This window comes from Wandonia sp., assembly GCF_984588085.1.
The window spans coordinates 1-14,041 of sequence record NZ_CFIGVI010000048.1; the positions used below are offsets into that span (position 1 = coordinate 1).

12 protein-coding genes are annotated in these 14,041 nt (G+C 42.2%); 3 read left to right on the plus strand and 9 right to left on the minus strand.

Annotated elements, in window-relative coordinates:
* The 7 genes from AC4PL9_RS13275 to AC4PL9_RS13305 form a co-directional block, all read right to left on the minus strand.
* Window positions 1–739: sulfite exporter TauE/SafE family protein (locus tag AC4PL9_RS13275; protein WP_491605230.1), on the minus strand; the 739-nt coding region annotated here is incomplete at its 3' end.
* A 2-nt stretch (window positions 740–741) separates the two neighbouring features.
* Window positions 742–1,170, minus strand: a complete 429-nt coding sequence (locus AC4PL9_RS13280) for a FixH family protein (RefSeq protein WP_491605231.1) — start codon at window positions 1,168–1,170, stop codon at window positions 742–744.
* 4 nt (window positions 1,171–1,174) lie between these two features.
* A complete protein-coding gene (gene ccoG / locus AC4PL9_RS13285) occupies window positions 1,175–2,569 on the minus strand; it encodes a cytochrome c oxidase accessory protein CcoG (protein WP_491605232.1) in 1,395 nt (464 codons plus the stop codon).
* 114 nt (window positions 2,570–2,683) lie between these two features.
* A complete protein-coding gene (locus AC4PL9_RS13290; RefSeq protein WP_491605233.1) occupies window positions 2,684–4,192 on the minus strand; it encodes a c-type cytochrome in 1,509 nt (502 codons plus the stop codon).
* A 190-nt stretch (window positions 4,193–4,382) separates the two neighbouring features.
* Window positions 4,383–6,572, minus strand: coding sequence for a cytochrome-c oxidase, cbb3-type subunit I (gene ccoN, locus AC4PL9_RS13295; protein ID WP_491605234.1), 2,190 nt, complete (start codon window positions 6,570–6,572; stop codon window positions 4,383–4,385).
* Window positions 6,553–6,816: a cbb3-type cytochrome oxidase assembly protein CcoS gene (ccoS, locus tag AC4PL9_RS13300; RefSeq protein WP_491605235.1), complete on the minus strand. Its 264-nt coding sequence runs from the start codon at window positions 6,814–6,816 to the stop codon at window positions 6,553–6,555. Before ccoS ends, ccoN begins: the two co-directional genes overlap by 20 nt.
* A gap of 160 nt (window positions 6,817–6,976) precedes the next feature.
* Window positions 6,977–10,267 (minus strand): choice-of-anchor I family protein, encoded by a 3,291-nt coding sequence (locus AC4PL9_RS13305; protein WP_491605236.1) that lies wholly within the window; start codon window positions 10,265–10,267, stop codon window positions 6,977–6,979.
* Between the two features lie 183 nt (window positions 10,268–10,450).
* Here AC4PL9_RS13305 and AC4PL9_RS13310 point away from each other — a divergent pair, with 183 nt between their 5' ends.
* The 3 genes from AC4PL9_RS13310 (at window position 10,451) to AC4PL9_RS13320 (ending at window position 12,637) form a co-directional block, all read left to right on the plus strand.
* On the plus strand, window positions 10,451–10,993 hold the full coding sequence (locus AC4PL9_RS13310) for a hypothetical protein (protein WP_491605237.1): 543 nt from the start codon (window positions 10,451–10,453) through the stop codon (window positions 10,991–10,993).
* 206 nt (window positions 10,994–11,199) lie between these two features.
* The gene (locus AC4PL9_RS13315) at window positions 11,200–12,009 is read left to right on the plus strand and encodes an alpha/beta hydrolase (RefSeq protein WP_491605238.1); all 810 of its coding nucleotides are present in this window, start codon (window positions 11,200–11,202) and stop codon (window positions 12,007–12,009) included.
* 10 nt (window positions 12,010–12,019) lie between these two features.
* On the plus strand, window positions 12,020–12,637 hold the full coding sequence (locus AC4PL9_RS13320; protein ID WP_491605239.1) for a hypothetical protein: 618 nt from the start codon (window positions 12,020–12,022) through the stop codon (window positions 12,635–12,637).
* Window positions 12,638–12,677: 40 nt separating this feature from the next.
* On the opposite strand, the gene AC4PL9_RS13325 is transcribed toward AC4PL9_RS13320, so the two are convergent.
* Together AC4PL9_RS13325 and AC4PL9_RS13330 are read right to left on the minus strand one after the other, a co-directional pair.
* Window positions 12,678–13,565: a LytTR family transcriptional regulator DNA-binding domain-containing protein gene (locus tag AC4PL9_RS13325; RefSeq protein ID WP_491605240.1), complete on the minus strand. Its 888-nt coding sequence runs from the start codon at window positions 13,563–13,565 to the stop codon at window positions 12,678–12,680.
* 134 nt (window positions 13,566–13,699) lie between these two features.
* The coding region (locus tag AC4PL9_RS13330; protein ID WP_491605241.1) for a DUF2200 domain-containing protein at window positions 13,700–14,041 on the minus strand (342 nt) is incomplete at its 5' end.

Below are 14,041 nucleotides of genomic sequence, written 5' to 3' on the forward strand. Positions count from 1 at the left end.
CCTGAACATCACAGGTCTTTGCTTTTGAGCAGCAACTCATAGTCACTTCTTTTTCTGCATTCATCTTTACCTGAGGCGATAAATAGGGAATGTTCAAATTAAGACCACGGATAATAATTAAAGCACCGAAAACGACCATTACGTATGGGACAGCTTTCTGAAATTTCTTCCGTAAACCTGACGATATTGCATTTGAAAAATAGGTTGCTGTACCCATTGCCGGAATCGTTCCCAATCCAAAGAAAACCATGAATAAAACACCTTCGGAAACTGAACCGTATACCAACGATCCCATCAACGCCATATACACCATACCACAGGGCAATAACCCGTTCAGTAGACCTATGGTAAACAGAGCTGAAGCCGACTTGTTTTTGAGAAAATATCCCAGCTTCTTTTGAATGAAGTTGTTGAATCTGAGATACCCCCGATTAACCGGAGCTAAACGCGTTATCAGCCGGGGAAAAATAACTGCCAGAATTATCAAAGCACCGAATACCACAGACATAATTTGCAAAATGCCCATCAATTCAAAACTCTTTCCTATAAAACCAAAAACAGCTCCCAAGATCGCATACGTAACGACACGCCCTATGTTGTACGCCAAGGTTCCGGAAATTTTGGTGCCAAAACTACTTCGGTTCAGCGGTAACACAAAAGCTATCGGTCCACACATCCCAAGGCAATGTAAACTCGACCCCAACCCCAATAAAACAGCAACTCCGATTAATGTTTCCATAACTACTGAACAAATACGGTTTTTTTCAGGAAATACGGCTTCCCGTCTCCTGTCCACTCCATTCTGATTTCATATCTTCCCGATTTAAATAATTTGATCGGAAAGAATTGTTCTTTCTCATTGGTAAGTTCCATTCGCACATCTGCTCCGGCATTATCCGGTCTGTAAAAGTGCACCAGACCCGAATCTACTGCCGGAAAATCATCCGGTAACAAAATTACCAGCGCATCCTCCGTAAATTGAACCCGTGTTGTTCTTACAAAAGGTAGTCCGTTTGATTCTGCTGTAATTCTGTCCGAATACGAAACTTCTCTCATATAGTAATCATCATACTCCAAATCCACATTCTTTGACATCAGGTTGACAATCAATACAACGATAAATGTCATGAATGCTATAATCGCAATGGTTATTCCTTTTCCCCAGTTCATCTTTTTACAATAATGGTCCGATAAATGTTGTTCTTGCCTTCGTAATCAGTTCTCCGTTTCCGTATATTCCGATAATAAGCTCATTCTTCCCCTTCTTCACGTCATCCTGATTCATTCTAATCAGAAAACGTTCTCGCATGTGTTTTTCAGGCAAAAGCACCATGTCTTTGACAACCGCTTCTATCTCTCCTTTTCCTTCCAGAATACGCAGTTCCACCGTATATTCCTTTTTCGTTTTATTGGACAGGTCAATCTCGTAAATATTACTAATACGTCCATCCTGTAACTCCTGATAAGTCGCCCCCCGCTGTCGCAAAATTGTTGCATCAAAATCCGTACGTGTCACAACGAGTACAACCAAAACCGCTAAAAGAAGCGCCAATACAGCTGTATACGCTTTAATTCGTCTCGTCCAGCTGAAGCGGGTTCCCGTATTCACTCCATTTTCACTATCGTAGCGAATTAAGCCTTTTTCCAGTCCTACAGATTCCATCATGTGGTCGCAGGCATCTATACAGGCGGTGCAATTAACACATTCCAACTGTGTCCCGTTTCGGATATCAATACCCGTAGGACAGACGTTTACACATTGACCACAATCAATACAATCTCCTTTTCCAGACTCTTTTCGATCTTCATTTTTTCTGAATTTGCCCCGCTCTTCTCCACGTACGTGATCATACGTAATTACAATGGAATTGCGATCCAGCAAAACTCCCTGTAGTCGTCCATAGGGACATATCGTTGTACAAACCTGCTCCCGTAACCGCGCAAAAACGGCATAAAATACGGTGGTGAAAATAATTAAAGCAATCAATCCTCCCAGGTGTTCCATCGGATTCGCCGTCTGAATTTCCCACAAGGCATCCGCCCCGATTATATAAGCCAGAAACGTATTGGCGATCAGGAATGAAATTCCCCAAAATATAGCATGCTTCAGGATTCTCTTTCGGATCTTTTCCCCGTTCCAGGGCATCTGATCAAGTTTTTTCTGATGTGTCCAGTCACCTTCAATCCAATATTCAATTCTCCGGAAGACCATTTCCATAAAAATTGTCTGGGGGCACACCCATCCACAGAATAAACGACCATAGATAACAGTAAACAGGACGATAAAAACCACCATGAGCACCAGGGCGATAGCAAAAATGTAAAAATCCTGTGGCCAGAAAACCTGTCCGAATATGACAAACTTTCGCTCAATAACATTGAACATAAGCATCGGTTCTCCACCAATCTTAATGTGCGGACCGGCAAACAGAAATACCAACAATAAATAACTTACCCATTTCCGGTAGTCGTAGAACTTCCCGGATGGTTTTTTAGGAAAAATCCAGATCCGTTTTCCCTTCTCATCAACTGTAGCGATTGTATCTCTGTACGTTTCCTGTTCTTCCATGTTTGTGGTGTTATTCTATTGGAAATTTATTTACTCTCTTCATGTTATTCTGCGACTTTAGTCACAATCACAAACTTTAAAAAAGCCCCATCATTTCTGATGAGGCTTTTTTGATTATTCTTCTGTTGAATCACCAGATTCCTCATCAACGGATTCTTCTTCTGACGAATTTTCGGTTTCATCGGGAGTTGTCTCTTCAACTTCCTGTTTCTTCATTAATTCCCCTTCAGGTTCTTTACCTGCTACGTACTCTAAAGATAGTACATAAGAAGCTACCTGTTGTAACTCTATAGGGTTAAGTTTCTTTTCATGATCCGGCATTCCGTTCGGTGTACCATATTTTACTGTTTTAAAGACTGTCGCAATATCATTGGCGTAAATCCAATAATCATCCGTCAGGTTTGGTCCGATATCTCCCCGGCCATCTTCCATGTGACAACTCTGACAATTTTTCGTAAACAATGTTTTACCTGTTGCCAAAGCAGATTCATCTGTAAGTAATGTTACATTGAACTCATCCACATTCATTGCCATTTTAGCACGGTATTCAGCAATTTCAATCTCCGCCTGAGCTACTTCTTTTTCGTATTCAGCCACCTGTAAGTCAGCCGTTTTTAAGATGTGATAGTTAAACAGGTAGATTACCGCAAATACAATCGAAGCATAGAATCCCCAAACCCACCATGGTGGTAAGTTGTTATCCAGCTCCTGAATTCCGTCATACTCGTGATCCAGCAGGATAGACTGCTCATCTTCGATATCCACAGCATCCGTAAGGATTTTATTGATTTTCTTAGCTGTGATTCCTTCACTCTCAACGGATTTTTGTTGCTCCGGAGTTAGTGTCATTCGGTACAGTGACCGGAAAAGACGCGCCTGATAAATCAGCACAAACAGTAATACGATATTGATTGCTCCTACAAGATAAAGGTCACTGGTTGTTATTTTGAAGAGAACCTCATCGGCACCTGTATCCATTGACTGTGCCATAGAAGCAGCAGGGAAAGACAATGCACCGACAAGTAAAGCAAGCATTGTTAATTTTTGTGTTCCTCCCCCATGTTGACGATCATAAGCGTCTTTCATTCGTTTTTTGAAATAATCGGACTTCATGAACGATTGAATGGAAGAGGCCATTACAATAATTGCAATCAACAAAGCCACCATTGCCCCAATCATCCAGTAAAACATTTTCTGATTTTCCTTGTAATTCTGAACAATCGTAGGAGCTACCTGTCCGTCACCCGCAATTTCTGGTTCTTCAGGCTCAGGCTGCCAATTCTCTACGTAATCAAAAACAGCATCGATCTGTTCGTTGGTAAGATTTTGTGCCGTCATTTTTGTCGGGCTGTATGCTTCAGCAACAATTGCCCGCTTACTTTTTCCGCTTTCTATCAATCCGGCCGGATTTCTCACCCATTCGTACAATAAATCAGATTCTTCTGCATCTGCCCACAATTGACGTACACCTTTCAATTTCGGACCTGTCGAGTTATCATTGATTTTATGACAGGTACTACATACTGTCTCAAATAACTCTTTACCGTCCTGTGCGTGCAGTTGTAACCCAAACGCGACCAGTACCAATGCTCCAAGGATATATTTCTTCATTTGCTTTTTCATTGTCTTCCGGTTTTTAATCCTCAAAGGGAATATTTTCAATTTCCGATATTTCACTTTTTTTCATTCGTATCACACGGTACAGAAGTATCGCGAAGAATCCTACGAATATGGACAGGGAGATGATTGGAAATATCTCAATGTTCTCAATCGTAGACATGTGATGTTTTATAAACTTTAACATCTCTTTTGGTTATTCGGCAGCCGGTGCTGTCTGTTCAACATTATCTTCAACTTCTACAGCTTTGATGTCCGTACCCAATCTTTGCAGATAAGCAATCAGAGCAACAATATCCTTTTTCGCCAGGTCATCAATTTTCTGCTGAGTTGGATTCTTTGACATATTGTTAACGATATCCGCTGCGATTTCCTGTGCCTGTGCTTTCAGGTCGGCAACTGCTTGTTTCTCATATCCCTCCGGATAAGGAACGCCCAATTGTCGCATCACTGTTATTTTTCTTTCTGTCAATGAAATATCCAGATCGTCTTCCGCCATCCATGCATATGCCGGCATAATCGAGTTTGCAGAAACTTCTTTCGGCATAATCATGTGACTGTAATGCCACTGATTGGAACGAAGTCCTCCTTCTCTTGCCAAATCAGGACCGGTACGTTTTGACCCCCACAGGAATGGGTGATCGTATACAAATTCCCCTGCTTTTGAGTATTCTCCGTAACGGTCGGTTTCGAAACGAAGGGGACGTATCATCTGTGAGTGACAGTTATTACACCCTTCCCGTATATAGATATCTCTACCTTCCAATTCAAGCGGAGTATAGGGCTTTACCGTTGAAATAGTCGGCACATTGGTTTTGACAATAATGGTCGGTATAATCTCGATGATTCCTCCCACGGCCACCACGATCAAACTGATCACCAACATGCGCATCGGTTTACGCTCGATAGACTTGTGCCAGTATTCTCCTTTTTTACGTCCACCTGAAGATTTTGCCAAAGCCGGAGCTTCTGCCTCTTCGTTTCTCAGGAATGAACCTGCACGAGCAGTCTTTATGAGGTTGTATGCCATCAGAACTACTCCTGAGATGTACAACAATCCTCCTAATGAACGTAGGATGTAGTACGGTTTCAACTCAGTAACGGTCTCTAAAAAGTCTTTGTACATCAATGTACCATCAGCTGCAAATTGTCTCCACATCAAACCTTGCATAAAACCTGCTACATACATTGGTATTGCATACAGGATAATTCCCAAAGTAGCAATCCAGAAGTGTGTGTTTGCCAACGATTTTGAATACAATTTTGTTTGCCATAATTTAGGATACAACCAGTACAGCATACCGAACGTCAACATTCCGTTCCATCCCAATCCACCAACGTGTACGTGTGCAATAATCCAATCGGTATAGTGACCGATCATGTTTACGTTCTTCAGGGAAAGCAGTGGTCCTTCGAAAGTTGCCATACCATAAGCGGTAAGAGCCACCACCATGAATTTCAATGTAACATCATCACGCACTCTGTCCCAGGCTCCGCGAAGTGTCAACAGTCCGTTCAGCATTCCTCCCCATGACGGAGCGATCAGCATTACCGAGAAAACAACTCCCAACGACTGTGCCCAATCAGGAAGTGCGGTGTACAAAAGATGGTGAGGTCCTGCCCAGATATAGATAAAGATCAAAGCCCAGAAGTGAATAATCGAAAGACGGTAAGAATAGACCGGGCGGTTTGCTGCTTTCGGAACAAAGTAGTACATCAACCCCAGAAATGGTGTTGTCAGGAAGAATGCCACAGCGTTATGTCCATACCACCACTGCACCAATGCATCCTGTACTCCGGCATACCACGAGTAACTTTTCATAAATGAAACCGGAATTTCAAATGAATTAAATATGTGTAGCATTGCTACTGTTACGAACGTTGCGATATAGAACCAGATGGCTACATACAAATGCTTTACACGACGATTAATAATTGTCATGAACATATTGAGACCGAATACGACCCACATTAATGTGATCAGGATGTCAATCCACCACTCCAGTTCCGCGTATTCTTTTGAGGTTGTGTATCCCAAAGGAAGTGTAATAGCAGCACAGACAATAATAAACTGCCACCCCCAGAAGTTAATATTGGAAAGCGCACCACTCCACATTCGTGCCTTCAACAGACGTTGCAGCGAATAATAAACTCCCGTAAAAATCGCGTTTCCTACGAAAGCGAAGATCACAGCATTCGTATGCAAGGGACGAATACGACCAAAGGAAATATATTTAACCGAAAGGTGGTCGTTAAAAAACTGTGGAAAAGCAAGCTGAAGAGCTGCTATAAGCCCGACAGTCATTCCTACGATTCCCCAAATAATAGTCGCATAAGCGAACTTCTTTACGATCACGTTGTCGTAACTAAACTTCTGGATTTCCATCTATTTGTTTTTTGTCTTTTTCCTGTTTTGTTTCTTCGTCGAAAAGTATGCGAACAGCCGGAGCGTAGTCGTCGTCAAATTGTCCATCCTTGGTCGCCCATATAAAGGACACCAGGAAGACTATTGCAAGGAGTAAACTAACCGCTATCATCATGTATATTATTCCCATATCTATCGGCAAAGTAAATTCTTTCAACGAGCAAAGTAAGTGACAAGCATCAGGTAGTAAAATGACTTTTGTCATAATTTTGTCATGACGAAATATACAAAAATATAACTAACTCAAAAGTTGGAAGTTAATTTATTTCCTGTTTCATTTCCTATCTGCTTTTTATTCAAAAAAATAAGCCTCCCGAGTAAATCCACTCAGAAGGCTTTGTCACGATCATTGTCGGATTGTCGGCTTAGTGTTGCACGACTAACTTAAACGTCTCCGATACCTTTTCTGATGTGATTTGTATATAATACACCCCGTTAGGCAGTCCGGAAACAGCAATGTTTACTCCTTTATTCTGTGATTCGCTGTTGTAAATAAGGTTTCCTCCCGCATCATACAACGAAACATTGAAATCAGCCTGTGCTGAAATGGTAACCACCTCATTTGCAGGATTAGGTGCAACCGTATATGCAGAATTTTCAAAATCAGATAGAGATAGCCCCATTACCGTGTACACCGCAGAAGTTCCTTCACATCCATTACTTCCTGTTACTACAACGGTATAGTCTCCGTTTTCTGTAGGTGTCCAGGTCTGCTGATCCGAATCAGGAAGCGCACTTCCTTCAAAATACCATTCATACCCAGTAAACACCTCTGTTGTCAGTGCGTCATCTGAACTGGTGATTGTTGGAACAGGAGCCGGCAATTCTTCAATATCCAGTGCGGCTGTTGTTCCTGAACAGGATTCAGATGTGTTGGTAAAAGAAACCGAATAGGCTCCCGGTGTATCAGCTTCCAGAGAACTTTCTGTCGCTCCGGATACTTCCGAATGATCAAGGTTCCACTGGTAATCCAAAGTAGAGGAAGATGTCGCGACGATTTCAGTAGAAGATCCTTCACAATACTCGTCCGTTCCGTCTGTAGTAGCAATTGTCAATCCTGACAACTCCTGACAAGTCTCTACCTGGAAGATGGTTAATGAACTGGAAACCTCGTTGGAAAGAATCAAAAGTGCCTTGCCATTCGGGGATGCATCTGCTTCGATATAAAGCAAACCTTCTGCTCCTTTATCCGGTCCGTTGGTAGCAACATCCCGGTTGTTGTAATAACCTAAGTATTGAGGAGCTGTCGGGTCACTGATAGTAAACAACATTACTCCACCGATTCTTTCCAATGAAACAAAAGCAAAAGGCACACCATTAATGTAAGCTGTTGCGATGCCCTCCGGCTCCGGACCTTTATCATCTGAACGATTCTTCGTACTCATTCCTGTATTACTTGCATTAAACATTTCTGCAAAGACAGGATCTGCTGCAATAATTTGTTCAAACCAGTCACCGCTGTCAAAAACAAGGTTTCCGTCCGCATCCCAAATACTAAATGAACGGGTTCCGTAGGTGTAAATTTCTTCGTGTTGGTTGTTATTATCCGCATCACCATTTGCCCGTGTTGTGTTCAACCGTCCCAACACTTCATCTCTTTGTAAGAACGTTGCATTCGGGAAAACAGTCGGATCAAGCACAAGGTTTTTAATTCGCGCTTCTTCACTATATCCGTCATAATCACGCGAGTCTCCTTCGTTGGCTGTAAAGATATAAGGCGCCCCGTCAATTGTAATTGATGAGATGGCATCCGGTTGGAACATTCCCTTTACCGGGAAATTAGCAATGTTAATTCCTTCTGTCACATTACTTACATCCATACCAAAACCAAAAAGGCTATGATCTATAGTACCCAATGGCAGAATATCCTCTACCGTATTGTTTACCAAATCAAGTACTGCCAGTGCATTATTTTCCTGCAGGGAAACATAAGCAACCTCATCGTTTTCCAAAACGGTAATGTATTCCGGTTCAAAATCCTGAGAAGCGGATGCACCCGGTCCGAAAACACGAATACCCTGATTTCTAAGGGTTACTTCCTGACCATTATACGCTGTGAAGGTTATCATCGTAACATCTGATTGTGTAAGAGCTGCTGCTCCAGCTGAATAATCTACAACACTGATGCTTCCTTCCGGGTCTATTGTGTAATCATCATTCGGTTCTCCCTCGTTTGCCACCAGGATTTTATCTTTCGCATGGTTGAAAGTCACCATGTCCGGCATTGCTCCTACTTCGATACGATTTAACCAGTTACCGTCTGCATCCAGAAAAAGTAAATACCCGTTTTGTTGCGGGTCAAGATTCTCTAACGCAACCACTACTACTCCATTGTAGGCAGTGATACTATTTACAGCACCAATTGAGTCTACATTGAATGAAAAATCAAGAACCGGATTTGACGGATCCTGAAAATCTACAAAATCGATAGTGTTTGCCACGCTGTTGGCAATAAACAGTTGAGACGATCCTTCATCGTACGCTGTAATCTCTGCCGAAGAAAGGTCTTCTGCTCCATTCGAAAAGCTGGTCAGTAACTGAAGTTTTACTTCGTTTGTTGCAGCCGGTAGTATTCTGTCGTTATCGGTTATGTATAGTGTAATCGAAGGGTTTCCGCTAACCTGTACATTGTTTTCATTTACTATCGTTAGTGTAATGTACTCTGACTGTTCTTCCAGAAGATCTTCCAGAATTTCTACGGACACCGTGATCGGGGTGGTTACCCCTGGTTGAATAGTATACGACATTTGCGCAATTGAAAAATCCGATTGATTTGTTGCTGTGGAAAACCCAACGATCTCCAAATCAAATTGTGCCAGGTTTGATGAAGCATTAAGCGGAGTCATTGTAAACGAAATGGTTCCGGCATCCTCGTTTACGGTTCTGTTGTTTTCATCAAAACCAATCTGTACGGGAGCAGCATTCCCAAAAAGTATTTCGGAGGTTTCAGTAGCAGTTCCTGAAGAGAATGTTCGCGGAATGACAAACGTATTTGTTGTTAAGTCAAACATTCCCGAAGCCACAGTTAAATCGGCATCTACAACATACGCGCTGGTAGCTGTGAGTTTTCCGCCGCTATACAGGTCATTCACCGGAAGCTCGTATCCGTCTGCTCCGCCATTTACTTCAGCAGCACCAATTCCTGTACCAAAAAAAACAGCGTCTGTTGGGACAGTAGAAGATGTAATCGACGAAACAGGAACGTTAAACACACCTATTCCATCTGCATTGGCACCTCCGTTTCCAATTACCCCACTGGATGTAGCGTTACCAACTCCTCCGTCTCCTCCATCAACACCCGTGTCGATCATCCGCAACTTTGTTCCCACAGGAGCCATTAATGTCCCTCCCACATAAACTACATCTCCGACACTAACCGTACCTGTAGAAATTTCGAACGCATACGTATAGGTTCCACCTGTTACCCAACCTTCGGCCTGAGCAGTTCCATTATTTGTAACGATAATTGTATAAGGTGTCACCGAAAAATCAATATCATCTGTCGCAAGTAGCTCAACATATTCATAGGGTGAATCAGTCCCCGAAGGGTTCTGCAAAAACTCGGAAATCAACAATCCGGGATTTTGTCCCAAAGCCCCTGTCGATTGTAAAAATGTGATTAAACCAATGGCAATCACCAGGTAACCTTTTTTCATCTTTATTGTGTTTTAATTATTTCACTTCAAAGATGAAGTATGCAAACCAATCGTTCATTAACGAATGGTTACGCTTGTTTGAATATGTATTAAGCCTTGTTAAAGCACTGTTACCTGAATTTTATGTTCCGTTTCTGCACGTGCTTCTGCGCTTTTCTTTATGAAAATTAGTACTTTTCCGGAATGCAAAAGCTTCTTTTTCTTTTTGTCGTGTTTCTGTTATCCGGGGTATATACACTTCGTTCCCAAACTATCCGGATGGGGCTTCAATGCCAGGTAGAGCACGAATCCTTTTCGAAAAAAGAAGCAGTGGGATTAATTGCGTTTGACATAATGGCCCGCATGGAAAATAAACGGGTTTTCGGTGAGCTTACACTGGGACCTCAAAATAGTATTTACAAACTCGAAGAACAGAGCGGAGATGCCCGTTTTTACGGAAGTCTTAATCGACTTCGGTTGGGAATCGGTGGTGGTATTTACATGATAAACAAAGAGGGTTTCAAATGGTCCGTTTATACCACCCTTTTACAGGGTGTTGCTTTTCAGAAACGAAATCTCTATTCCACGCTGGATATGGACCGCTTGTACCGATTACAAATACAACCGGGAATGAAATTCAGGATCGGTCAGTTCTTTTTTGGTTTTCACTGTGATTTTACTCTTGTTAATGAATTTAGTAAACGTCAGGAGTATGTCGTTGGGGGCTCCCTCGGACTTGTTTTTTGAAAAAGTATATTTGTTTTGATCTGCTAACGGATTCTGTTATTTGTTCGTTTTCTTACCCGCTGTTTTTACCTCTACAAAAACAGGCTTAGTCTTCCCTGCCATTTCATCCCAAAATCACGTCATTCCACACCATAGTAAGGTTTTCAGCAAAAAAACCATCAGACACCTCTCTACTTTTGCCCCAGATTTAATTTCAAAAAAAGAATATGAAAACTGGTGGAAAATTGTATCGCTCGTTTCTTTTGTTCGCTTTAGGTATGGCGACATTAAGTTCGTGCAAAAAAGAAAAACTATCGGAACTTGGAGAAATCCATACTTTTGATCTGCACTCCCAACAAACGCAAACAACGTATTCACTCAGGGCTGTTATCCCCAACACGTATAATCCGGCAACTCCGGCAAAAATGATCTATCTGCTGGATGGTGACGACTATCTGCGGGAAGCTGCCGAAGTCATTCATAAAACGGGAAAGACCGATCACATTGTTGTTGGAATCGGCTATAAGGGGAAAAACCTGAGAGGACGGGACTTCTCCTATCCCGCTGATCCGGACTTCCCGGGAGAATCCGGAGGGGGAAAGAACTTTTTGACCTGCCTGACAGAAGAACTTATTCCCAACGTTGAAACGGAATTGGGGGTTCCCGTTAAAAACCGAACCTTGTACGGACATTCTCTGGGGGGATTTTTCAGTACGTATGTGTTCCTTCAGCAGGATATTGAACATCCTTTTACAACCATTATCGCTGCGAGTCCGAACCTGATGTGGTATAATGCTTATTTGTTTCAGTTGGAAGAAGCGTATTCGAAACAATCCGGGGCTTTACCCGGGAATTTGTATATGACCATGGGGGATCTGGAAGGGGCGTCAATGAATCTTGCTTTTGGTGCATTTACTGAACAGCTTTTTCTCCGGAATTATGACAGTTTACATTTTCAGTACGAAAAACTGGAAAACACTTCTCACCGGAACAGTCCGATTGTCAGCTTCGAAAATGGTTTATCGCTCATCCCTTAATCACACAAACATGAAAAAATTCATTGTAATTGCACTTACTGCCTTATTCTCTTACGGAGTATCTGCACAAACCGACAGTACACGAAAGTCACATCCTTTCAAACTCGATTTTTTACTCTCCTCTGACTTTATCAATACCAGTTACGGATCACATTTCGGGAGTATCGTAAAAGCCAAATGGGCGATTCATTCGGGACAACATCTCGAATGGTTCATGGGTATTGTGTCACGTCACAGTTACTTACAGGAAAGCTCCAACCGGTTTACCGAATATGTAGATGGTTTTACACTGGATGGGGGCGCCTACTTTGTCAGTGAACTACTCCTGTACCCGTTTCGGAAAAAACACTTTTTTATTGGTATTGAACCGTATGCCGGTGTAACGCACACCTTTTCAAAGGGTACCTGGAAAACCGACTTTGATAATCACGAGAGGACATTTAAACATCATTACACGTATTTTGATTACGGGGTCTCTCAATCTATTGGGGTGCGTATCCGGCAATTCAGTATCAAGTGTGAAGCCTGGCTGTCGCTGAAAGGGGTTTTGGACGGCGGAAGATTCCGACTCGCCGATTTTGACTCCAGATTCCTTCCTTCAATTGGTTTTGGTTATTATTTCAACTAGCCCGGTAAAAGGCGCTTTCTTCTCCTGAGGAAGGCGCTTTTTAGTTTTCAAAAGCTGTATTAAAGGCTTCAAATTTTGTACGTGAAACCGGAATTTCTACATCCACGTTTTTCAACTGTACCCGATAATTTCGCGCATTCCCCGAAGTAGATACGATGTGTCGCATATTGATCAAAAAAGAACGATGCGGAGAAAATAAAAACGTGTATTCTTCCAAATCCGTTGCCAACTGCTGTAAAGAAAGACGACAAACAATTCTCTTGACTTCTTCGGGCATGAGCAAGTATACCTCCAGGTAATTGCCTTCCGAACGGGCGTACAAAAACTGATACACATCGAATTCCAGTATCTCATTTTTGTTTTGTGTGGGAATTCTAACCAATTGTTCTGACAGGGTGTTTACCGGTTTACTCAGTCGATCCTGTAGTTGTAGATTGTAGGAGTTAACCGCAGCAAGGTTTCTGCGAAGGATAATTGTATAGTTGAGCCAGATAATCAGAGCTGTCGGAACACTCCCGATAAGAACAGCAAAATAAATGGAATTCAACAGATGATCCGAATAGTCTACCAAACCAGTATTTCGTGTAATTGAGAAAAAAACAAGGTTGTTCAAAAAGGCGATGACAATCAAAAGGAACACAACCAGCAGAAATTCCTTTCCTGTCGTCCAGTTTTCTTTAACGCGTTGGGAGAAAACCAACCGGGGTAATCCTTCTATAACGAGCAGAATTCCAACACAGGTTGTCACTCCTGCAAGCGCAATAACCGTTAATTTGCCAAATCGGTATACATCCAGTGTACTTTGCTGAATTCCCACAAAGTTAATTCCCGCTACAAGCAGTCCGACAGCCAACGCTATCATTACGTTTCTACGGGTGGAAAATAAATAGGGGTAGGGTCTTGTCAGTATCTCTGTAATCTTCCGCATCTGGTTTTTATCTCAACTTACTCGTGCGCGGCAAATTTACCATCTTTCAGCGGAGTATCGTAGTTTGTTTTGCAGACTTTGGGGATTCCTGACCGGAATCATGTTAATTTTATCTATAATCTGATCTTTCTCTCTTAAACCGTTCTCAGGATTTTTTCCATTTTTTTACCCTTTGCTAATTCATCCACCAATTTGTCCAGGTAACGAACCTGTTTGGTGAGCGGGTTTTCAATTTCTTCTATCCGATAGCCGCAGATAACTCCCGTTATCCGGTTAGCATTCGGATTCAATGTTGCCATTTCGAAAAAGGTTTCAAAGGTTACTTTCCGGTCGATGAGTTCTTCCAGCTTCATCGTATCAAACCCCGTCAGCCACTCTATTACCAGATGTAGCTCTTCTTGTGTCCTTCCTTTTTTCTCAACTTTTGTAACATAATGTGGATACACCGACGCAAATGTCAGCTTCGCTATTCGTTC